The 22,985-nt window shown below is 40.8% G+C and carries 22 protein-coding genes; 5 read left to right on the forward strand and 17 right to left on the reverse strand.

Going from position 1 to position 22,985, the window contains the following annotated elements; genetic code table 11:
* Nucleotides 1-16 precede the first annotated feature (16 nt).
* Together CWC04_RS08740 and CWC04_RS08745 are read left to right on the forward strand one after the other, a co-directional pair.
* Nucleotides 17-799 (forward strand): CLCA_X family protein, encoded by a 783-nt coding sequence (locus CWC04_RS08740; RefSeq protein WP_138685160.1) that lies wholly within the window; start codon nt 17-19, stop codon nt 797-799.
* A 98-nt stretch (nt 800-897) separates the two neighbouring features.
* Entirely contained in the window at nt 898-1,557 is a 660-nt protein-coding gene (locus tag CWC04_RS08745) for a type IV pili methyl-accepting chemotaxis transducer N-terminal domain-containing protein (RefSeq protein ID WP_138685161.1), read from the forward strand.
* 92 nt (nt 1,558-1,649) lie between these two features.
* Here the strand turns inward: CWC04_RS08745 and dcd are convergent, their stop codons facing one another.
* Together dcd and apbC are read right to left on the reverse strand one after the other, a co-directional pair.
* The gene (dcd, locus tag CWC04_RS08750; protein ID WP_004587761.1) at nt 1,650-2,237 is read right to left on the reverse strand and encodes a dCTP deaminase; all 588 of its coding nucleotides are present in this window, start codon (nt 2,235-2,237) and stop codon (nt 1,650-1,652) included.
* 5 nt (nt 2,238-2,242) lie between these two features.
* Nucleotides 2,243-3,319: an iron-sulfur cluster carrier protein ApbC gene (apbC, locus tag CWC04_RS08755; protein ID WP_138685162.1), complete on the reverse strand. Its 1,077-nt coding sequence runs from the start codon at nt 3,317-3,319 to the stop codon at nt 2,243-2,245.
* Nucleotides 3,320-3,506: 187 nt separating this feature from the next.
* Between apbC and metG the strand changes: the two genes are divergently transcribed.
* Nucleotides 3,507-5,528, forward strand: a complete 2,022-nt coding sequence (metG, locus tag CWC04_RS08760) for a methionine--tRNA ligase (protein WP_064385641.1) — start codon at nt 3,507-3,509, stop codon at nt 5,526-5,528.
* A 259-nt stretch (nt 5,529-5,787) separates the two neighbouring features.
* Entirely contained in the window at nt 5,788-6,444 is a 657-nt protein-coding gene (locus CWC04_RS08765) for a bifunctional 4-hydroxy-2-oxoglutarate aldolase/2-dehydro-3-deoxy-phosphogluconate aldolase (RefSeq protein WP_138685163.1), read from the forward strand.
* A 57-nt stretch (nt 6,445-6,501) separates the two neighbouring features.
* On the opposite strand, the gene CWC04_RS08770 is transcribed toward CWC04_RS08765, so the two are convergent.
* From CWC04_RS08770 to CWC04_RS08825, 12 genes are all read right to left on the reverse strand, one after another.
* Nucleotides 6,502-7,146: an MOSC domain-containing protein gene (locus CWC04_RS08770; protein ID WP_138685164.1), complete on the reverse strand. Its 645-nt coding sequence runs from the start codon at nt 7,144-7,146 to the stop codon at nt 6,502-6,504.
* Nucleotides 7,147-7,626 (reverse strand): molybdopterin synthase catalytic subunit MoaE, encoded by a 480-nt coding sequence (moaE, locus tag CWC04_RS08775; protein ID WP_138578240.1) that lies wholly within the window; start codon nt 7,624-7,626, stop codon nt 7,147-7,149. It lies immediately after the preceding gene.
* Nucleotides 7,626-7,925, reverse strand: a complete 300-nt coding sequence (locus tag CWC04_RS08780; RefSeq protein WP_138578242.1) for a MoaD/ThiS family protein — start codon at nt 7,923-7,925, stop codon at nt 7,626-7,628. The genes moaE and CWC04_RS08780 overlap by 1 nt, the downstream gene beginning before the upstream one ends.
* Nucleotides 7,903-8,373, reverse strand: a complete 471-nt coding sequence (moaC, locus tag CWC04_RS08785; protein WP_004587754.1) for a cyclic pyranopterin monophosphate synthase MoaC — start codon at nt 8,371-8,373, stop codon at nt 7,903-7,905. Before moaC ends, CWC04_RS08780 begins: the two co-directional genes overlap by 23 nt.
* A 1-nt stretch (nt 8,374) precedes the next feature.
* Nucleotides 8,375-8,914, reverse strand: a complete 540-nt coding sequence (gene moaB / locus CWC04_RS08790) for a molybdenum cofactor biosynthesis protein B (RefSeq protein ID WP_004587753.1) — start codon at nt 8,912-8,914, stop codon at nt 8,375-8,377.
* The gene (locus CWC04_RS08795; protein ID WP_138685165.1) at nt 8,911-9,537 is read right to left on the reverse strand and encodes a molybdenum cofactor guanylyltransferase; all 627 of its coding nucleotides are present in this window, start codon (nt 9,535-9,537) and stop codon (nt 8,911-8,913) included. Before CWC04_RS08795 ends, moaB begins: the two co-directional genes overlap by 4 nt.
* A gap of 1 nt (nt 9,538) precedes the next feature.
* Nucleotides 9,539-10,510 (reverse strand): GTP 3',8-cyclase MoaA, encoded by a 972-nt coding sequence (moaA, locus tag CWC04_RS08800; RefSeq protein WP_126006709.1) that lies wholly within the window; start codon nt 10,508-10,510, stop codon nt 9,539-9,541.
* Between the two features lie 16 nt (nt 10,511-10,526).
* A complete protein-coding gene (locus tag CWC04_RS08805) occupies nt 10,527-13,217 on the reverse strand; it encodes a nitrate reductase (RefSeq protein WP_138685166.1) in 2,691 nt (896 codons plus the stop codon).
* 21 nt (nt 13,218-13,238) lie between these two features.
* Nucleotides 13,239-14,765 (reverse strand): FAD-dependent oxidoreductase, encoded by a 1,527-nt coding sequence (locus CWC04_RS08810; RefSeq protein WP_138685167.1) that lies wholly within the window; start codon nt 14,763-14,765, stop codon nt 13,239-13,241.
* 228 nt (nt 14,766-14,993) lie between these two features.
* Nucleotides 14,994-16,187 carry an alginate export family protein gene (locus CWC04_RS08815; RefSeq protein WP_138685168.1) on the reverse strand — a complete coding sequence of 398 codons (1,194 nt, stop codon included), beginning with the start codon at nt 16,185-16,187 and terminating at the stop codon, nt 14,994-14,996.
* Between the two features lie 9 nt (nt 16,188-16,196).
* Complete coding sequence (locus CWC04_RS08820; RefSeq protein ID WP_138685169.1) at nt 16,197-17,936, reverse strand: bifunctional protein-serine/threonine kinase/phosphatase; 1,740 nt, start codon at nt 17,934-17,936, stop codon at nt 16,197-16,199.
* Between the two features lie 13 nt (nt 17,937-17,949).
* Complete coding sequence (locus CWC04_RS08825) at nt 17,950-19,419, reverse strand: NarK family nitrate/nitrite MFS transporter (protein ID WP_004587746.1); 1,470 nt, start codon at nt 19,417-19,419, stop codon at nt 17,950-17,952.
* A 286-nt stretch (nt 19,420-19,705) separates the two neighbouring features.
* Here CWC04_RS08825 and CWC04_RS08830 point away from each other — a divergent pair, with 286 nt between their 5' ends.
* A complete protein-coding gene (locus CWC04_RS08830) occupies nt 19,706-20,464 on the forward strand; it encodes a HesA/MoeB/ThiF family protein (RefSeq protein ID WP_138685170.1) in 759 nt (252 codons plus the stop codon).
* A gap of 37 nt (nt 20,465-20,501) precedes the next feature.
* Here CWC04_RS08830 and CWC04_RS08835 read toward each other — a convergent pair whose 3' ends face one another.
* The 3 genes from CWC04_RS08835 to modA are packed head-to-tail and all read right to left on the reverse strand — an operon-like array spanning nt 20,502 to nt 22,957.
* On the reverse strand, nt 20,502-21,539 hold the full coding sequence (locus tag CWC04_RS08835) for an ATP-binding cassette domain-containing protein (RefSeq protein ID WP_138685171.1): 1,038 nt from the start codon (nt 21,537-21,539) through the stop codon (nt 20,502-20,504).
* On the reverse strand, nt 21,532-22,218 hold the full coding sequence (gene modB / locus CWC04_RS08840; RefSeq protein ID WP_004587743.1) for a molybdate ABC transporter permease subunit: 687 nt from the start codon (nt 22,216-22,218) through the stop codon (nt 21,532-21,534). Before modB ends, CWC04_RS08835 begins: the two co-directional genes overlap by 8 nt.
* Complete coding sequence (gene modA / locus CWC04_RS08845; RefSeq protein ID WP_138685172.1) at nt 22,205-22,957, reverse strand: molybdate ABC transporter substrate-binding protein; 753 nt, start codon at nt 22,955-22,957, stop codon at nt 22,205-22,207. The genes modB and modA overlap by 14 nt, the downstream gene beginning before the upstream one ends.
* Between the last annotated feature and the right edge of the window lie 28 nt (nt 22,958-22,985).

The following is a 22,985-nucleotide window of genomic DNA, read 5'->3' on the forward strand; positions in this document are numbered from 1 at the left end:
CCACAATTAAATGTAAATGCGTAATTACCCAAACAGATTAAAACGCGGATTCACTCGTAAAGGGCCAGACTACCGCTTTGACGACCAAGTTGACTTTAGTGATATTAGAGACACCTTTGGCTTTAGATCTATGGTTGTAGGAAAATGGGTAACCAAAGAAGAGCATTTTATTAGTGCAAACTTAATTTACGATGCCCTCGCCGACCTTGCTCAAATATTACATTTACCGCCCAAAGCCATTGGCCTGCGCGGCAAACTAAATTTTGCCTTTGGGCATGGCGGTCAAAAAGGCGTACAAGCGCATTATAACGCAGCTTCACAAACCCTTGCTTTAGCAAAAAACGCCGGCGGTGGCGCATTGGCTCACGAATGGTTTCATGCCTTTGATCACCATATAAGCGAGCATTTATTTAATGCAAAACCTCGCTTTGGGTTTGCCTCAAAGCTGTGGCTTTCAAACACGCCAAATTTATCGCACCCACTTAATAGTGCGCTAAACGATTTTTACAAAAACGTGTTTTTAGATTTAAATGGGGAAGATGCGAATGAATTTGTACAAACGTGCATAAAACACGACCAAGCGCATAACATGAACTACATGAGTATGCCTGAGGAGCTTGCAGCACGCTGCTTTGAAGCCTGCATAGATGCCCACAGCACGATACAAAATAGTTTTTTGGTTAGTGGCTTAAAAAGCAGTAACTTGATATACCCAAATGCTCAGCATGTTAATAAAGCAAATAAAGCCCTTAATAAGTATTTTGAACTACTAGGCTATGCACTTCATAAATCTCAATAAGCCACAAACCACCTTGTAAACTTTAATTACGTGAAAAATCTTATATTTAATCTATCCTATCCTAAAGCATTAATAATTTTAAAATAAGTAGCAATTAAATGGTAAATACTGATTTTACAAATAAAAAGCATGGCGCTATCTCTTTTATTTATATTGTTCCCTTAACTGTAATTGCAATTTTATCTATCTGTATTCACTTTATGCTTGATGAAGTAATAGACGCGCAAACCGATACTGGAAAACTCGTAAATGTAAGTGGCCAACAAAGAATGCTTTCGCAACGGGTGAGCATGTTTACTTTAGAGTACTTAATGTATGGCTCGCAAGATTCTAAATTACTGGCCATTAATGCTTTAAACTCTTTAAAAAATAATCATAAATACTTATTAAGTGAGCATTATGGGGCGCAAGTATTAGGCGATGAAAGCCCGCTATCTAAGGAGTTGTTAGCAATGTATTTTAAAGAGCCTGTTAATGTCGATAAAAAATTAAGTATGTTTTCAGATAGAGTTGAAGAAGTACTCAAGTTAAAAACACAAACACTTAATTTAGATACAGCGCAAGAAAGTTTTTTTTCTTTGGCAAAAGAGCCGCTTTTAAAAGCGTTTAATACGGTAGTTATGCAGTACGAAAAAGAGAGTGTTGACAGGGTTAAAAGGCTACACACTATTCAAGGCATTGTAATTATAGTTATTTTATTATCTATATTAGTCGAGTTTTTACTCGTTTATAAAGCCAGAAATAAAAGACACATTTAATATCAGTGTAAGCAATAATGCACGTTGGTATAAATTATTAAGCGTTTAAGCTAGCAAAAAAAGCCATTTAAACGCTTAATAGATTTATATTGTTATAAGTTATCGTCGCTAATACGGCTTGCTACCGCACTGCTTTGATCTTTATATTTTGCGTCTTTACGAATGTTGTAAGGGTTTTCACATGGGCCTGAGAGCATTTCAAAGCTCATTGCACCAATTTTCATCATTGGGCGCAGCGCCAGTGGCAACTTACCTGAATTGTAAAATTCTAAAACAATATTACCACTCCAACCTGGGTCGATTCTGTGCGCTGTTACATGCACCATTAAACCTAAGCGGGCTAGTGATGAACGACCATCTAACCAGCCTACTATGTCGGCAGGAAGTGTTACTTTTTCATGGGTAATGGCCAATGCCAGCTCACCTGGGTGTAAAAAGAAAGCTTCGCCGTCGGCAAGCTCAATCTCTTCACTCATTATTGATTCCATAGCCTTATTTAACTGATCTTTAGGGCCACTTAAATCTACGTACGCTGCGTTATGTGCGTTAAAGGTTCTAAATTTGTTCCCTAAGCGCAAGTCGGCTGTCACACCCGAAATCATTTCGTTAGTCGGCGCAGGCTCAATCACTATGCGGCCATCGCTTAAATATTCTTTTATATGGGTATCTGAGAGTCTCATTTTTTTTAGTCCTGCGTTATCACTATCTCAACACTGTGTTGGTGCTGCTGATAAAAAAGCGTGCTGGCAATCAGTCTTGCCGCTGCGCTGTATGTGTTGCTAATAGCCGCGCTGGTATCGCTGGCGATTAATTTACCTTGCTCTGAGTATTCACGAATATCTATGGCAAGTGGAATATGGCTTAACACCGGTACGCCGTGTTTATGGGCGAGTTTTTCTGCGCCATCTTTGCCAAACACATGGTTGGATTCACCGCAGTGGCTACAAATGTAGTGACTCATATTTTCTATAAGCCCAAGCACAGGTACGTTTACTTTATTAAACATTGCAATGCCTTTTTGCGCATCAGCAAGGGCTAAATCTTGTGGCGTAGTCACAATAACAGTGCCGCTGGCAGGCACTTTTTGGCTCATTGTTAGCTGTATATCGCCCGTACCCGGTGGCATATCAACGATTAAGTAATCAAGTTCGCCCCAATCAGTTTCGTTTAATAATTGGTTGAGCGCTCCCGATGCCATTGGCCCTCGCCATACCGTTGCATCATCACTTGGCACTAAAAAGCCGATTGATTGCGCTTTAATGCCGTTGGCATCAAATGGTTGAAGCAGTTTGTTATCTTTGGTTTGCGGCTCTGCACCCACAAGCCCTAAAAGCATAGGAATAGATGGCCCATAAATATCAGCATCTAAAATCCCTACTTTTGCGCCTTCGCTTTTAAGCGCCCCGGCTAAATTTACAGCAGTAGTTGATTTTCCTACCCCCCCTTTACCTGAGGCAATCAGCACAATGTGTTTAATGGCTTTAAATTTTGCAGGCTCTTTTATACTCACCACAGAGTCTATGGTAACCGGTGTATTTATATTTTCACTTACGTGCTGCTCAACTAATGGCATTTCTGATTGAGCCGCAAATGGCAGCGTTATTTTAATGTGTATTGATTTATCGTCATTTTGCGAAATGGTATCAATAAAACTTTCATCAATACCTACGGCAAATGCCGCGCTTCGATACGCCGCTAAGGCAGTAATAATCGGTTGTTTTTGCACCGATTTAGAGGAGAATAGTTTCGACAGTCCAAACATAGCAATTAAATAGCGTTTCTTTGATGAAAAGTGCCACAGAATTATGTAACATTCAGGGCATTAACACCAGTCAATTAACAAAAATCCATAAGCTGCGCGTACCGTTAGTCCAAAGCTTATGGATAAATTAATGATAACCGCCTTTTTTGTAGTAAAAATGGTGATTTATCCTCAATTCGGAATGATTATGACGCAGCGAAAGATCCTCATTACCAGCGCATTACCTTATGCAAATGGCCCTACTCACTTAGGCCATTTATTGGAATATATTCAAACTGATATTTGGTCACGTTTTCAAAAGCTACAAGGCCACGAAGCTTATTATGTTTGCGCCGACGATGCTCACGGCACGCCAATTATGCTTAATGCGCAAAAGCAAGGGATCACGCCTGAAGAAATGGTTAAAAATGTAAGCATTGAACGCCAGCGCGACTTTGCCGACTTTAACATTAAGTTTGATAAATACCACAGCACCCACAGCTCAGAAAATAAAGAGCTGAGTGAGCTTATTTATAACCGCCTTAATGATGCGGGTCATATTAAAAAGCACACTATTTCACAGTTATTCGACCCTGAAAAAGGCATATTTTTACCAGATCGCTTTGTAACAGGCACTTGCCCAACGTGTAAGTCTGAAAACCAAAATGGCGATAGCTGTGACTCGTGTGGCGCAACTTACAGCCCAACCGAATTAATAAACCCGCGCTCGGTAATGTCAGGTGCAGAGCCAATTTTAAAAGATTCAGAGCATTACTTTTTTGACCTGCCAGCATTTGAAGGCATGCTTAAAGAGTGGCTACACTCGGGCTCTATTCAGCAAGAAATGGCGAATAAGTTAGATGAGTGGTTTACCGATGGCCTACAACAGTGGGATATTAGCCGCGATGCGCCTTACTTTGGTTTTGAAATTCCAAATGCACCGGGCAAATACTTTTACGTATGGCTAGATGCGCCAATTGGCTACATGGCAAGCTTTAAAAATCTATGTGACGAAAAAGGCCTCGACTTTGATGCATTTTGGGCTGAAGGTTCTGATGCTGAGCTTTATCACTTTATCGGTAAAGACATTATTTACTTCCACAGCTTATTTTGGCCAGCCATGCTAGAGGGCGCTAATTTTAGAAAGCCAACTAACGTGTTTGCACATGGCTTTGTAACCGTCAATGGCGAAAAAATGTCTAAATCAAAGGGTACGTTTATAAAAGCACGTACTTACCTTGATAACCTAGACCCAGAGTACTTACGTTATTACTACGCAGCTAAATTAAACAGCGGTATTATTGACCTTGATTTAAACCTAGAAGACTTTGCACAACGTGTAAATTCAGACCTAGTAGGTAAAGTAGTAAACATAGCAAGCCGCTGTGCAGGCTTTATTACTAAAAAGTTTGACGGTAAATTAAGTAGCACAATTATGCAGCCAGAACTACTTGAAGAATTTCAAGCTGCTGCACCGAGCATTACCGCCCACTATGAAAACCGTGAATACAGCCGCGCGATTCGTGAAATTATGGCCCTAGCCGACAAAGCAAACCAATTTATTGATGCCGCAGCGCCATGGGTACTCATTAAAGACGAAGCAAAACAGCAAGAAGCGCACGAAGTGTGTTCGCTTGGCCTTAACTTGTTCCGTGTTTTAATTACCTATTTAAAACCTGTATTACCAGGTATGGCTGCAAACGTAGAAGCCTTTTTAAATGACGACTTAGCATGGGATGGCGTTCAAAATGCACTTGTTGCACACCCTATCAATAAATTTAAGCCGCTCATGCAACGTGTAGAAATGGATAAAGTGAACAAAATGGTTGAAGAATCAAAAGAAAGCCTAGAATCAAAAGTAACAATTGACCCTAATAGCCCACTTGCAAAAGAGCCAATTGCGGATGAAATTGAATTTGATGACTTTGCAAAAGTTGACTTACGCGTTGCTAAAATTGCTAAAGCAGAGCATGTTGAAGGCGCCGATAAGCTACTTAAACTTACGCTAGATTTAGGCGGCGAAACACGCCAAGTGTTTGCTGGTATTAAATCGGCTTACGCACCAGAAGACATTGAAGGCAAACTGACTGTAATGGTTGCAAACCTTAAACCTCGTAAAATGCGCTTTGGTATGTCAGAGGGTATGGTATTAGCTGCAGGCCCTGGCGGTAAAGAAATTTACATTCTTAACCCAGACGATGGCTCAGAGCCAGGCATGCGTGTAATGTAATTTATTACTTATAAAAAACCGCTGATATTTCAGCGGTTTTTTTTATGAGAAAAGAAACGTTAATACCAATTCGCTTAATTAAGTGTGCTATTTTGAGGGTGCAAAAGCGTGTTGATAACTAGACAAAGAACTCGCTATTTAGTTATTCAAAATGATTAAGATGAGAGCTTTTTAACGCGTTTAGCCCCAAAATAATTAAGTATTATTGCCGATTGCTATTACACGTGTGAGTCTGGGTTAAATAAAGTGAAGTGACATTATGAGCCAAATTTTAAATGCCAACAGAATAAAAATAAGCAACCAAATTAAGCAACATAAGTTAGTTGCTATACTTCGCTTAAAGCAACAAAGCGATGTAGCCCCATTAATTAATTGCTTAGTTAATGCAGGCATTAACGCACTAGAAATCACCTCAAATACACCTGGCTTTGAGCAAGAAATAGCAAAAGCACGGGCTGCTTATAAAAGTACACTCATTGGCGCAGGCACAATAATTAACACCGCCCTTGCGCAACAAGCCATTGATGCCGGTGCGCAATTTATAGTTACACCAAATACTAATCGAGCCGTGGTAGAGCTTGCCCACCGCCATGGTTTACCTGTATTAATGGGCGCACTCACCCCTACCGATGTTGCTAATGCCATAGAGTATAACGCCGATATTATTAAAGTTTTTCCGGCAGGCAGTATGGGGATTAATTACTTTAAAGCGCTAACGGGGCCTTTTTCTGATGTGCCATTAATGCCCGTAGGCGGCATTAATTTAGACAACCTAACACATTGGTTTGCAGCGGGGGCATGCGCAGTGGCGGTAAGTAGCGATTTTAGTAAGCCGATAAATAACAAACAGCAATACGACACATTAAGCCAATTGGTGTGCAAATACATATCAGCGGTCGCTCACTTAACAAACTAAATAATACAGCTAAAAGTGAGCTTTTATTAAAAGTAATACAGCTTTAATAACGCTCTTTTAACTCCCCAATTTCTTTTTGATTTTAGTTTGCCACTCAAGTGCAAGCTCGGGTAGTTCAAGTGCTGCTAATAATACGTTTTCATAATCTGGGTATTGTTTATCAAAAAAGGCCTGAAACACCGTTTTAACCGAAATGTTATGCTCAGCTTTATGTTCAATAGTCACGGCATCGCCCATTTTAGCAACACCTTGCTCAAGCACTCTAAAATAAACACCCGTGTGGTAATACTGAGTAAACAGTTTTAGGCTTTGTTTATTATTAAGTGCAATAGCCAATTTAAAGCACGGCACACGGGGCTGGCTTACCTCAAGCAGAGCAGTACCTACACGAATACGATCCCCTATGTGAATGTTTTGCTCATCAAGGTCTGAAATTGTGAAATTTTCGCCAAAGGCACCGACTGCTAAATCATCATTTTTAAGGGTGCGCTTCCAATAATCGTAATGATTGTGCGAAAACGCATAAATCGCTTTATCCACCCCGCCATGATTGACTAAATCGGCTTGTTCATCACCTATTATATTTAGCTTTTCAATAACAACCGGCTCATTGGTTGGCGTTTTAAATATGCCCGTTTTAACCTTCTTGCCGTTATGCTCAACCGTTTTTATTTTAGAGATGTTGGTAGAGATTATATGCATTTACTTAATTGCATCCTGTTCGATACTTTGCCATTTATCCAGTGCTTCCTTGTCGCTTTGTTTAAACTCAACCCAGTTTGAGGAGTCTTTAAAATGCTCTTTTTTCCAAAACGTGGCGTGGTTTTTTAAGTAATCCATAATAAACTGTGCGCCTTCAAACGCGGCTTGGCGATGGCGGCTAGTTACGCCAACAAATACAATTTGCTCACCAAGGGCTAAATAACCGACTCGATGAATAATGCTTATGCGGGCAAGTTGCCAGCGTGTTTGCGCTTGTTCGGCTATAGATTGCAGTAGTTGCTCAGTCATCCCTGGGTAGTGTTCAAGCTCAAGTGCAATTACGTTATCGCCGCTGCTAAATTCTCGCACCAGCCCTGTAAACGTCACTACGGCACCATCACTTTTGTTATTACTGCAAAGTGCGCCATGTTGCTCGCCTACTGAAAAATCGTGCGTTTGTACGTTAATACTTATACTCATTAGCCACCTGTCACTGGTGGGAAAAAAGCAAGTTCATCCCCTGCTTTTACAAGCTCATCGCTTGATGACATAGTTTGATTAAGCGCACACAATACATCACGCTCTTCAAGCCATGCTTGCCAATGCGGGTTTTGCTCAACCAGCATGTGTTTAAACGCTTTAATGCTAAGGGTATGCGCTATATCAACGGTTAACTTATCGCACTTTAGGCGCTCTTTTAGTTGGCCAAAAAACAGTACGTTTACATGCCCTGCAGCTGCATCAGTATCATTTAAATTAGTCACGCTGCCAGCTACCATGCTTGCCTCCTGCTTTTTGCGTTACACGCATACCGTGTATTTCCATAAGCGGATCGGCGGCTTTACACATATCAAATAATGTAAGGGTCGCCACAGATACAGCGGTGAGCGCTTCCATTTCAACGCCCGTTTTACCCGCCAATTTACAGTAGCTGGTGACTTTAATTTGGCTATTTGCTTCATCAAGTTCAAAATCAACGGCTACTTTACTCAGTGCCAGCGGGTGACAAAGCGGAATTAAATCAGCGCACTTTTTAGCGCCCTGAATACCCGCAATTCGGGCAACGCCTAGCACGTCACCTTTTTTATTTTGATTAAGCAACACTTGCTCAAAAGCCTGTTTGCTCATTTTAATGTAGGCCTCGGCAGATGCATCGCGCAGAGTGACCTCTTTTAGCGATACATCAACCATGTTTGCTTGGCCATTTTCGTCTACGTGGCTCAGCATATTATTGCTCTCGCGATTCGCATTTTTTACCAATAGTAATATGCGGTGCAAAGTTACATGGCTTGTGCATTGAGTCTAACTGATCTTTTATAATACCTGTCCAGGCTGTTTTACATGCGCCTGTAGAGCCAGGCATACAAAAAATAACGGTGTTATTGGCAAGGCCCGCCAACGCACGCGATTGAATAGTTGAGTTACCAATTTCACCGTACGAAATATGTCTAAATAGCTCGCCAAATCCATCTACGCTTTTATCAAACAGCGGTGCAAATGCCTCTGGTGTTGAGTCGCGCTCAGTAAAGCCCGTACCACCGGTTACTAAAATAGCGTGAATGGTGTCATCGGCAATCCACTGCGATGCAACTGCTCGCATTTGGTAAACATCATCTTTAACTATGTCTTTATCCGCTAAGTGATGGCCAGCTTCAGTAAGGGCTTTAATTAAATAATGGCCTGAAGTATCCGTAATTTCATCGCGTGTATCGCTTACTGTCATTACGGCAATGTTTAATGCGATTTGTGACTCAGTTGTGTGGCTCATAGGGTTCTTCTCAATAAATTAGGTTTGTGTTGGTCAAATTGCTCGTTAACAGCTTTAAATTGCGCCGGTGTATTGGTATTAACAAGTGCGTGCGCTTTATTACATTTTAGCGTTTGCACCCCAATACTACGGGTAAACTGTTTAATTGATTTATGACTATTTGCGTTTATGAGTAATTGTTTTAAATGACGTTTAACGCTTTGGGTGTTACGAATATACAGGGGTAACGGTTCATTTTCAAAGTGCCACGCATGTATTTGTGGCTGATTTGTTTGAAAGTGGGAATTATCGCTTGCTGCAGATGCAATTTGCGATAATAACGTGCAAGTAAGCAATGGCATATCAACAGCGGTGATAAGTATATCCTGCTCTGTAGCCATTAAGGTTGAATAAATCCCCCCAAGCGGGCCAGAATCTGGGTATATATCTGCAATGTATTGCGCAGTAGCACTTTGTACATTACGGCTTATAAGTACATCACTTGCTCCTGCTGCTGTTAATAACTCACATGCATTTTGCAGTAAGGTTTTATTTTTTAAAATGAGGTTGGCTTTATCGCTGCCCATTCTTGATGATTGACCTCCGGCGAGTACAACCCCCGTAAATACGGCTTTATTACTCATTTTAGCCGCCCAACATAGCTAAATGGGTTGTGGCGCCCGTTAAGCGCTTATCAAGCTCATGGCTAATAGTTTTATTGCCCATTGCTGCTTGAATCGCATTTACAGTGGCTGGCGTATCTTGCACATTTAAATGCGGGCGTAAGTCTATTCCCTGCTCGGCAAACAAGCACAAATGTAATTTGCCTAATGACGATACTCTTAATCGGTTACAGCTTTTACAAAAATCTTTACTGTAGGGCATAATTAAGCCAATGCGCCCCTCAAAATCGGGGTGACAAAACTCCTCTGCAGGGCCGTTTAATTTACCTCTCACTACCTGTAACCAACCTTGTGCTAAAAGCTGCGTTTTAACACTTAGCCCGCTTAAATGATTTTGTTCAAAAAAGGTGGCACCATTACCTGTTTCCATTAATTCAATAAAGCGTACCGTTACTTTTTTATGTTTTACCCAGTCTAAAAAATCATTTAATTGGTTTTTATTAAATTGCTTAGCCAGCACTGCATTTATTTTTATATCTTTTATGCCCAGCTCAATTGCCCGGTCTATCCCTTTTAAAATATGAGTTAGCTTGTCGTGTCCTGTAATTAATTTAAACATGCTCGGGTTTAAGCTATCTATACTAATGTTTAGCGCATCTAGGCCAGCGCTGTAAAACTCATCAATTTTATTAAATAAGTTAAAACCATTGGTTGTTATGGCGACTTTTTCTATGCCTGGGGTGTTTTTACATTGCTTTATAATCTCGGTTACGTCACTGCGTAAACACGGCTCACCGCCCGTAATGCGCACTTTTTTTGTGCCAAGTGAAGCAAATGCATTAACTAAGGTGTTTATTTCGTTTTTATTTAAAAAGTTACGCGGGGTATCGCACTGATACCCGTTTGGTAAACAATAGGTGCAACTAAAGTTACACACATCGGTAATTGAGAGGCGCAAATAGTTAAACTGCCGACCAAATTGATCATTAAGCATATGCTTCCTTGTTTATTTACATTTCAACTGCAACATCAATACTGTTAGCGTTTTGCGTAGTATGCTGCTTTATTAATTGGCTTAACTGGGTTTTACACGACCCACAGTTAGTGCCGCATTTTAGTTTAGACCCCAATTGTTCTACTGTATTTTCACCACTTTTAATGGCGTTTATAATGGGTTGCTCACGTACTTTAAAGCAACTACATACTTGCGCGCCTTGGGTAAATTCTTCATCGGGCGTGGCATACAGCAATGACTGTAATTGGCTAAAGGTTATTAAAGGCTCTGCAAATAAATGATTTATCCACTCAAGTGATATGTCTTTTTGAGCTGGCGAAATAACTGCAACAAACACTAACTGCTGGTTTTGAATACATTGAACATGCATCGCTTTTGCTCTGCCCATTGCCGACCACTGCCCTTGTAACCCTGTCAGTGTTTGGCAATAATAAAGCAAATCATTTTGCGGCTCATTGAACGCTAACTGGTAGTTAATACATTTGCTTGCGTTAACTTTAAGCCAAAAATCACTGGTTATTTTAAGCTCTGTTTTGCTAAAAATTTGCATGTATTGAGCAAATTGCGCTTTAACTAAATCAACAGCACCATGCTTACACTCAGCCTGGCCCGAAATAGGGTCAACAACCGATTGATAAAGCCTACTTACCGTAGCGGATGAGGCAAATTGCTTGTTCCAGTGAATAGGCATAAAACATTCGCCTTTACGCACAGCCTTCGTCACTTTTGCATGAGCCGTCACTTGCCCTGTTTTAGCATTGGCAGTTATTAAATCGTTTGCTTTTATGTTTAATTTGCTGGCATCTATGGGGTTTATTTCAATATATGGGCGCGTTATATGAGTAGAAAGGGCTGTACTTTTTCCGGTGCGACTCATTGTATGCCATTGGTCGCGTATTCGCCCTGAGTTCATTACAAACGGGTAATCGCTTGAGGTTTGTTGCACAGGAAGTTTGGGCGTTATAGGTATAAAGCGGGCCTTTTTATCTGCGGTGCTAAATTGATTATTAACAAAAACCTGCCCGTTTTTATATGGCTCATTTTTTAGTACCGGCCACATAACCGGTTTTAAGTTATCGTATTGCTGCTGTGAAAGCCCTACTAAGGCTGATAAATTTAATAGCCTCTCACCGTTATTTTCAAAATCTGTAAGTTGTGCCCATTCTTCAAAAATGCCACTGGGGTCTGTAAAGTCAAACCCTTCAAAACCCATTTTTTGGGCAACTAAACACATTATTTGCCAATCGTTTTTAGCCCCCGAAAATGGCTCAACAAGCGGGCGCTGTCTCGATATTCTGCGCTCTGAATTAGTTACTGTGCCGTTTTTTTCGCCCCATCCGGTTGATGGGAACGCCACATCAGCAAATTTTAGCGTATCACTTTTAGCAATACAGTCAGACACAACCACCAGCTCACATTGCTCAAGTGCATGTTGTATTGCTGCGTTATTAGGTAGGCTCACCATCGGGTTGGTTGCCATTACCCAAATAGCTTTTATTTTCCCTTTGGCGATTTCATCAAACATATCAATCGCATTACACCCTGCTTTTTTAGCTATTGTTGGCGATTGCCAAAAACGCTGCACTAACTGTTGGTGCGCGTCGTTTTCAATGTCTAAATGTGCTGCTAATTGATTTGCCAAGCCCCCTACTTCACGCCCACCCATAGCATTAGGCTGCCCCGTTATTGAAAACGGGCCACAACCAGGTTTTAGCAATTTACCCGATGCTAAATGCGCATTTATAATGGCATTACACTTATCAACCCCTGAGCTTGATTGGTTAATACCCATTGAATAAAAACTAATAGCGGTTGGGCTTTGGGCAAATAAGGCGTAAAAGTCACTGACTAGCTGCGCGTCGATATCACAAAAATCACTTACCGCTTTAACACTCCACTTTTTAGCCTCTGCAAGCGCTGTTTCAAAGCCATTTGTATGCGCGTTTATAAATTGGGTATCTAAATAGTTATGTTCACTTAAATAATTAAGTAAGCCGTTATAAAGTGCGCCGTCGCTGCCTGGTTTTATATTTAAAAAGGTATCGGCAAGTTCGGCTGTATCGGTTTTTCGCGGGTCGATAACCACTACTTTCATGTTTGGATTAAGCTTTTTTGCGCGCTCCATACGCTGGTAAAGCACCGGATGTGTCCACGCTGCATTTGAGCCAATTAAAATAAGTAGCTCCGTCTGCTCTAAATCGTCGTAGTTACATGGTACTACGTCCTCACCAAACGCACGTTTATAACCGGCAACCGCCGATGACATACACAGCCTTGAGTTTGTATCTATATTGCCTGAGCCTATGTAGCCTTTCATTAATTTATTGGCAACGTAGTAATCTTCAGTCAGTAACTGCCCCGATACATAAAACGCAACCGACTCCGGCCCATGCTCTTTAATAATGGCGTTAAATTTGTTGGCAACGTAATCAGTTGCCGTATCCCAGCTGGCGGGTTCGTTATCAATAAGGGGCGATGTTAAGCGATTATCAGTGCCAATGGTGTCAAGCAGATGGGTGCCTTTAACACACAAACGGCCAAAATTAGCGGGGTGCTCGCGCGTGCCTTCAAGTTTTGTTGGGGTATTATTTAATAATGAAATATCAACCCCACAGCCTACACCACAATAAGCGCAAGTGGTTTGTTTAAGCAAAGGTGTGTTTGAACATGTGTTTAATGTTTCCATACTGCTCTCTTATTATTTGCGTTAAGCGCTCTGGGATACAGGCTCATCTACTGGGGTTAGCGTGGCTATTTTATTATTAAGTGCACTGCTAATAACGCTTTGCACTAGTTTTTCACAGCCTCCACAACCCGTACTTGCTTTAGTGGCTTGCTGCACTTTATTTAAATCGCTACAACCTTGTATAACCGCTTGTTCAATAGTGTGTTTTGTCACTTTGTGGCACGCACAAATAATGGCATCACGTGGTAAATCATCAGCGTTTAGCTCGCCCGCGTCACCTGCAAGCGGCATTATTAATGACTCTGCCGGCACGCTAAGCTCAATGCCATTTAAGTGATACTGCAATAAATTATCGTAATCACTGGTATCGCCAACCAGTACAGCACCTATGAGCTTATTGCCTTGCTCATTAGTGACTACTTTTTTGTAAATACCGCTTAGTTGATCTTCAAAGTAATAGCTAATTGCGCCTTCACTGCGTGCATGGGCATCACCAATTGAGCCCACTTCAACACCCATTAATTTAAGCTTGGTGCTCATATCGGCACCGCTAAATTCATCAGCACTAATTGAGAAATTGTTAGAGGTAGTGTGTAAATCTTTGTTTGAAGACAGCTGTTGTAAAACATGCCCCGCCGCTACTTTTGCCATCGCGTAGCCCGGTGCTACAAGGCCAAAAATAAAGTTATTCCAAAGGGCGCATTCGCCTATGGCGTATATGTTTTTATCACTCGTTTGGCAATGGTTGTTTATTACGATGCCGCCGCGCTCACCTATTTCTAAATTAAACTCACGAGCTAGGTTATCGTATGGGCGAATACCAGCCGAAAATACAATCATGTCGGTTTCTAGGGTTTGCCCCCCTTTAAAGCACATTTTATAACGGCTGTTTTCACCCTCTATAATTTGCTCTGTCGCCACTGATGTATGCACTGTAACGCCCAGTTCGGTAATTTTATTTTTAAGCATTCGACCACCAGCACCATCTATTTGTACGCCCATAAGTTGTGGTGCAAATTCTATTACATGGGTTTGCAAGCCAAGCTGCTTTAACGCGTTGGCTGCTTCAAGCCCTAATAAACCGCCGCCAATTACTACGCCCACTTTGCTGGCATGTGCAGATTTTTTTATGGCGTGTAAATCGTTAATGGTTCTGTAAACTAGGCAATGCTCACGGTCTTTGCCTGGAATGGGTGGCACAAATGCAAATGAGCCAGTTGCCAGTATTAGCTTGTCGTATTCAAATGTTTTGCCTTTTGCAGTAGTGACTGTTTTTGCATCGCGGTTTATATCAACCACTTTAGAATGAGTATGAAAGCACACTTGCCAATCTTGATAGGTTTTACTGCAGGTAAGTGCTAAATCGTCTTCGGTTTTACCTTTAAAAAAAGACGAAAGCTGTACGCGGTCATAAGCGAGTCGGTCTTCACCGCTGAGTACGGTAATCTCCATATTTTGAGTATCACCTTGTTGTGATACTAGCTGTTGTACAAAATGATGGCCAACCATTCCATTTCCGACAACTACAACACGCTGCTTGCTTGGCATTAAAATCACCTGTTTGATTTAAAATACACTTAACTTTAAATGGGTACTTTAAATGTATAATTTATTATGTGTTGGTTATAGCAATATGCAAGCCAGATATATAAACATTATATTTCAATAGCTTAACTAAGTTAATACGGTGAAAAAGAAGTGAAAGCACCACAAGCTGGCGCTATTGCACCAACTTGTAACGCTTTAAATTAAATAACGAGGGTTTAGGTTAAATACTTAAAATTTAGCGCTTACCCATACCCACAGTTTTTGGGTATCAACTTTGCCTGCAGCGCTATCGCCTGCTGAATAATCGGCATATTTTGCACCTACGGCATAGGTTTTATTAATAGGCTTTACGTATTGTACGTTTAGCTCTGTGCCTAAATCATCAACGCCATTGGCGCTATCGTTGGCATCAAAGCTGTGATACGCCAACAGCCATTTACCGCCGTAAGCTTTACCATTTAAACTTACATAAGTGTCATCAAGCCCTTGTGCTGGGGTTGCTAAAAACGTATCGGCCCAGCCATTAAATTTATGCATTGTGGCAAGCGGCGTGGCAAAACCATAATCGCCGTTATCAGAGCCCAGTGACTCAATACCGGCTTTTAATGTAACGGTTTCAATGCCTAAACCGCCTAAATCTATCCCCCCTTCAAATGCATAATAATCAGCGTCAAAATCACTCATGCTCGTTGATGCAGATTGCGTGGCGTACTGTGCTTTATAGTAAAATTTAATATCGCTGAGCGTTTTATTACCATTAAAAGACACACCATAAGTATCTAAACTGTCATTATCTATTGCGTCGTCACTTAATAAATAGCTGTAAAAAACCACCTTACCTAGGCTTGTTTTAAAGCTTGCATTGATAAGATGATCGGATGCATCAATATCTTTGCTATCGGCAAATATTCGGTTGCGCTTACTTATGTAGCTATAGTGCAAGTTAATATCATTAAAGGTGTAATTTACTGTTGCAGCATCAAAGGTTTGCCTGTCTTGCCTAAAGCCAACGTGGCCTACAAAGCGCTGTCCATCAAGCGCTATTACTTGCCTACCTACTTTAATTGATAAAGCATCTTTTGCGTATTTAACAAAAGCCTGATCTACCTCTGTGGTTTCAGGGTCAGCTATTACTGAGTAATTAGTATTTTTACCCAGCGTATTGTTGTAATCGTCTACACCTAATAGGCTTCGGCTATCTTCGACCTCTAATAAAGCAGAAAAGCCATTCACTTCATCCGTTTTATGAGTAAGGCGTGTACGCAGAGTTAAGCTACTGGCATCTTTTAGTGCGTTATCTTGCTCTGCACTTTCATAACGCAACCTAAAATTAAGGTCGGTTTGCGCTGCAACACTAATTGAAGGCGCAGCAATGCACCCTATCATTAAAATAATAGGTAAGTTATTTTTATAATTTAACATGTTGGTCTCTTAGTTTTTAATTATGAGCACGCACAATAAAATGATAAATAAACACAGCGAAATGCTCTTCCAGAGTAATACTGGATCGCGTTTCATTATTGAAATTTTGTTGGCTGAGCTCTGTAAATGTGGATTAGGTTTACTAATATCTGTTAAAAACTCAGAAAATGCCTGGTATCTGAGCGCTGGTTTTGGCGCAAGTGCTTTCATTAAAGCCTGATCTAACCAAAAGGGTATATCGGCTCGGTACTTGCGAATACTTGTGTATTGCCAGTGGCTGTAATCAATAGGGGTATGACTTGCCGGTAATGTTTTATAAGGCAGCTTCGAGCACAATAACTCATAAGCAATCACCCCAAGCGAAAACATATCGCTTTTAAAATCGGCATGCAGCGAAATAAGTGTTTCAGGAGCCGTATAATCTATAGTACCTTGCGGGCAGTCATCGGCTATTTGCTTAACCGACTCATCCATAGCCGCAACACTTACAGTACCGTAATCAATTAACGTAACTTTACCGTGAGCATCTATCATCACGTTATCGAGCTTTAAATCACGATGTACCATATCTAATCGCTGAAAAGCCCTTAGCGCATGCACTATTTGCTCTACAATACTGCGCACTTGAGCTATTTCTAAATAAGGGACGTCGTGCTTATAGTCACTGAGGGTTTGTCCGTCCATGTACTCGCAAATATGATATAAAAACCGGCTTTGCGATTGTGTATTTAAAACCTTCATTACATTAGGATGATTAATACGTTGCCCTACCCACCCTTCGCGTATAAAGCCTTGAAGGTAGTGTATATCGTCTTCAAAATTAACCGAGGGTGCCTTTAATACAACGGGGGGGGCATCAGGTGCTTGTTGTACCAAATAAATGTGAGATCGGCTGCTTTCGTTGATTTTACGAATAACCGTATATCCATCAATTATTTGACCAACCTCTAATGCGGGTGGTATTTTGCGCTGCGTTAACGATTGATAAAGCTCATCTAGATTTTGCTGCGCAATGCTATTTACCTTCACTAATAAACAACTCACATTATCATCACTGCCTTGTGCTATAGCACGTGAGGTAATAGCCTTTGCTGCCTGCTCTAAGTTGTTATGGGCGTTTATTTCGTTGGCAATTTCACTATAGGGCAATACATCATGCACACCATCGCAAGTCAGTATGTAAATATCACCGGCTTTTAGGTCAACTTCGTAAACATCAATTTCTTGATGTGACTGCGCGCCTAAAGCACGAGTGAGCGTATCATTTACTTTATGATCCCGCGTTATCGCTTCCATTTGATTATCGCGTAAACGCGTAATGCGAGTATCGCCTAAATGAAATATATACCCCGTAGCTGATTTTAATATAAGCGCCGTAAAGGTGGTCATCCAATCAGCTTGGCGTTGCCCTAAGTGGTTATAGTTAACTGATTGCGAATATAACCACTGATTTAAGCTAGCTAAAACCTTAGAAACCGATTTTTTGACCGCCCAGCTGTCGGGTGTATTTAAATACTCATTTATAAAATGAGTAACACTGAGCTGCGATGCTTGTTTGGCATTTTTAGCCGATGAACACCCATCTGCTAAGCACGCAATAGCGCCTTTTGTTTCTTGTTGTTCGTGCTCAGTATTTAAAGCAGCAAACGCATCTTGATTTTCATCTTTTATGCCCGCGGCACTGTGCCCACCAAAAGAAACATCTAGCGTATTATTACGAACTTGAGCGTGTTGGGTTTCATCAAACATGGTTAACGCTGCCTTAAGTCACTGAAATAAGTTCAACAGAGCCATCTTCGTTTACTTCTGTCATGTGCCCATCTGGCTCTTTCATGAAAAATAACGCCCCTAAACCTAACAATGCACTGGCAGCAATAATCATAAAGAAAGTTTGGTAATCCACTAATGAGAGCGCCGTTAAATACACCACCGCGCCAACGTTACCGTAAGCGCCTGTCATACCTGCAATTTGCCCTGTTAAGCGGCGTTTAATAAGTGGCACAGCAGCAAAAACCGCTCCCTCACCAGCTTGCACAAAGAACGAACACGCCATGGCAGCAGCTACAGCAAGCCAAAGTGGCCAGCTAGCGTCAACTAATCCCATAACAAAGTAGCCAACAGCTAACCCTGAGGTAAGAACAATAAGTGTTTTACGACGACCCATTCTATCTGAGATCCAACCACCACCCGGGCGCGAGGCTAAATTCATAAATGCATAAGCAGAGGCCAGTAAACCTGCGTACACCATATCTAGGCCAAACACTTCCATAAAAAATAATGGCAGCATAGATACAACGGCCAGCTCTGAGCCAAAGGTGGTAAAATATAAAATATTAAGTACAGCTACTTGTTTAAATTCGTAGCGGTGTGATTCTGGCACGGGTTGTTTAAATATATGTCCGTTTATATCAAAGGTTTTATATACCTCGTAAGCGTATAACAGCACTAAAAATGCATAAACGGCTAAAACAAAATTGGCAGAAATTAAATTAGCGCCTGTAGGAGACAACTTCCAAGTAAGTAAAGCCAGTGCGCCATACATAGGTAATTTCATAATAAGCAATAATACAAAGTCACCTTTACTGGTTACTTCCATTGCGCCTACTTTTTTAGGCTTAAAGTACGTCCCCCCTTTTGGTGTATCGGTTACGTTTATGTACCAAATAACACCAAAAATAACGCTAAGTACGCCCGTTAAACCAACGGCATAGCGCCAGCCATCGTCCCCGCCAAACATAAGCGCTAATACAGGTAGTAACATGGCAGCGGCAGCCGAGCCAAAATTACCCCAGCCACCATAAATACCTTCTGCTGTACCAAGCTCATTAGCCGGGAACCACTCGCTCACCATACGAATGCCCACTACAAAGCCTGCTCCAATAAAGCCTAGTGCAAAACGCGCGATAGCGGCTTGCTCAAATGTGGTGGCCATAGCAAACATAAAACACGGTATGCTACATAAAATAAGTAAAGCGGCATAAACAATACGCGGGCCAAATTTATCTGTCAGCATGCCAACAACAACACGTGCGGGAATGGTTAAGGCCACATTTAAAATGAGAAGCGTTTTTACCTGTGCCATAGTTATACCTAGCGAGCCCGCTATTGCCCCTAATAATGGAGCATGGTTAAACCATACAAAAAAAGAGATAAAAAACACCATCCAGCTTAAATGTAGTATTTTCATTTTTCCGCTAAACGATATGAGATTAAACCCAGAACTCGGTTGCATGTTTTTTTCCTTGTAACGATTATTATTTTAAGCAGTGAGTACGACTTTGGTAGTAATAACACTGCGACGATTGTTAAATTAACGTTAACCGCTTTCAGCAATTACTAAGCCAACAATTAATAGGTAGGTTTTTCAGTCACTTATATTTTTGGGAATTAATGTTTATTTCGCTTTGCACTATTTAAGCAGCTTTGTTGGGCGTAAACAGTGCAAAGAATTTTTAAGCTTTACTTGCTCTAGGTTTTAACTAATTGGTATTGTTAAAAAAAATTATGAGAACTCATTAATGCAAAAACCCCCTTTAACGTATCAGCAGCAATTACGCTATTCTCGCCATATTATGCTTCCTCAGCTAGATATAGATGGACAAGAAAAAATATGGCAAAGTCATGCTCTTATTGTGGGGTTAGGTGGATTAGGCTGCCCAGTTGCGCAGTACTTAGCGGCATCTGGCGTAGGTACGTTAACGCTTGTAGATAACGATGTGGTTGATGCAACTAACTTGCAAAGGCAGGTGATCTATAAACAAAGTGATGTTGGGTGCTTAAAAACCCACAGTGCAAAAAAACAGTTAACTCAGTTAAATGATGAAATAGAGATCCACACTATTGATGAATTTTTAAATGAAAATTCGCACCTTGAACAATTACTTAGCAAGGTAGATGTAGTTATTGACTGCACTGATAACTTAGCAACACGTAATTTGCTCAACAGCACCTGCTATAACACCCGTACGCCCTTGGTTTCGGGCTCTGCCATAAGGTTAGAGGGACAAGTAGCTTGCTTTACAATGGCGCCTAATAGCCATTGTTACGGGTGTGTGTCACAGCTCTTTGGCGAACAAACTCAAAGCTGTTCAGAGTCAGGCGTGCTCTCTCCTATTGTGGGGCTTATTGGTAGTATTCAAGCGACTGAAGCACTTAAAATTATTGCAGGACTGCCTAGTAAACTCACCGAGCAGCTATTACTTGTAGATGGTTTGAGTATGGAGTTTAACCGTTTTAACATTGTTAAAAATAAGCACTGCCCTGTTTGCAGTGCTTAATTTAGTACATGGTAAATACATGACTGCTTTTTAGAGCCTAATTTAGCGTTTCTAGGTTATTTATTGTTAAATAAATCTGCTCGCCTAGGCTTACAGCACTTTGCTGCCATTGCCTTTTAGACACCGCGCAATACAGTAATTGCGTATCTACGTTAACTGTAAGTAGCCATTGCTCATCAAGCTGCTGGGCATTTTCAAGCATACCTATTAGCACGTTTGCACTGCTCTTGTTAATTGGTTTTACTTTGCTGTAGGTTATTTGGCTGCTTTCTATAATTAACTTATGGTTTTGTTTTACCAGTGAAGGCACTGCATATAAATGCTGTTGGCTATTACTAAGAGTAAGCTGGTAAAGACCAAAAGCATCATTAAATTCAGGCTTACTATAACTAAGTATACTAAGTGGCGTTTGGCTCTTATTTGTATAAATACTTTGCACCACTTCTTGTGTTGCACCGCACTGGAGCACGTTGCCTTTCGCTATTTGAAGTAATGTATCACTACAATAAAGTAGCTCTTTTAAAGAGTGGCTAACAATAATAAATTTAATACCATGGGATTTATTAAGTTGTTGAACAGCCCCCAACATAGTAAAACGCGTTGACCAATCTAAGGCGCTAAATGGCTCATCAAGTAAAACAACAGATTGCCCACTTAGTAGTGTTCTTGCAAAAATTACGCGCTGGCGCTCCCCGCCCGAAAGCCCAGACACATCACGATTTAGTAATGGGTTTAGTGCTAATAAATCAATTACCTGATCAGGCGTTAGGTTGTTACTTTTATTTTTACAATGCTTGTGAGTAAACAGTAAATTACCCATTACATTTAAATGTGGAAATAACGGGCACGACTGCAGCTGTAAAGTAAGCAGGCGTTTATCGGGCTTTAAATGGGTAATATTATGATTATTTATACACACATTTTGCGCCGTCGTAAGCCCCGCTATCGCCTGTAATAAGCTCGATTTGCCAGAGCCCGAAGGGCCAAACACCCCTAAAATATCAAATTGATTTATAGCTAAATCAACATGTAATTCAAAATCGTCCAAACGTTGATGACACTGTATTTTAAGCACGATTAGCAGCTCCGTTTATCACGGTTTTATTAAATTTAAACAACAACACTAAACACGCAAACGAGATTGCTAGCAATACCAACGACAATTGGTGCGCAGCCCCATAATTAAGCGACTCTACATGGTCGTACAACGCAATAGACACCACTTGGGTTTCGCCTTGTATATTGCCACCAATCATTAGCACTAAACCAAATTCTCCCAATGTATGGGCAAAGCCCAGTGCAAAGGCACTGCCTATGCTTGGCTTTAATAGCGGTAACGTTAAATACATAAAACGCTTAAATGGACTTATTCCTAAGGCAATAGCAGCTTGATTATAAGTAGTATTTATTTGTTTAAAGCCCGCTAGTAATGGCTGCATCACAAAAGGGAGAGAGTAAAATAACGAACCAATAACCACCCCTTGAAAACTAAACGCGAGCTGCGTACCCGTGAGCCAAAACCAAAACTGGCCAAATGCATGAGTAGGTGAAAACAATACCAATAAATAAAAGCCCATTAGCGTAGGCGGCAGCACCAAAGGCATTGCTATAAGTGCTTCTAATATAGGCTTTAACTTACCTTTATAACTGGCTAGCTGCCATGCAAGCGGAATGCATATAATCAACAAAATAGCAGCCGTTATAAAGGCAAGTTTAATTGTAAGCCACAGCGCTGTCACATCACTTGCTAACATCACTTTCCTTTGCTTTATAACCAAGCTCTAATAATGTATTTGCGGTTGAGGGGGCATTTAAAAAAGCCATAAATTTTTTAGCTGCCGTTAAATGCTTAGTAGCGCTTATGATAACGCCTTGCTGCGTTATTTCAGGGTATTTTTCAGATTCGATAAGCGTGTAATTTAAATATTTTTTATTTTTAGTTTTGCGATACGCCGACTTTAACGTAGATAGCGCGACCAAGCCTTTAGCGGCATTGCCTGTTTCTACAAATTGAAACGCATGGGTAATATTATTTCCATACACAAATTCATACGGTGTTTTTATATAATTTTTAGCATAATGCGCCGATGATTGCCCATATGGCGAAAACCGCGGATTAGCAATGGCTAATTTATGATTAATAACTGAGTTGCTTGGCTGCCACAGCGCTAATAAACCTATCGCATAGGTGGTTAAGCTATTTTTAAGTGCAAAGCCGTCTTTGATCAGTGCGTGTGGGCGTGCAGCGTCGGCTGATAAAAAAATATCGTACGGTGCACCGTGCATAATTTGAGAGTGTAATACGCCGCTAGAAGCAGCTGATATTTTAATATTAATATTTTTTAGGGCTGGGTTAGTCACCAGCGTTTGCAGCACAGGTTTAAAATTGCTCGCAACGGCTATGTGCAGCGTTTCTTTTGCGTTAGGAGGATTGCTAAATACCACTAACAGTAATAACAAATAACCACACCATGTATTGTAAAGCTTTAACATTATAAGTATTGTTTTAAAAATCAGACAC

This window comes from Pseudoalteromonas sp. S2893, from assembly GCF_005887105.1.
GTDB lineage: Bacteria > Pseudomonadota > Gammaproteobacteria > Enterobacterales > Alteromonadaceae > Pseudoalteromonas > Pseudoalteromonas atlantica.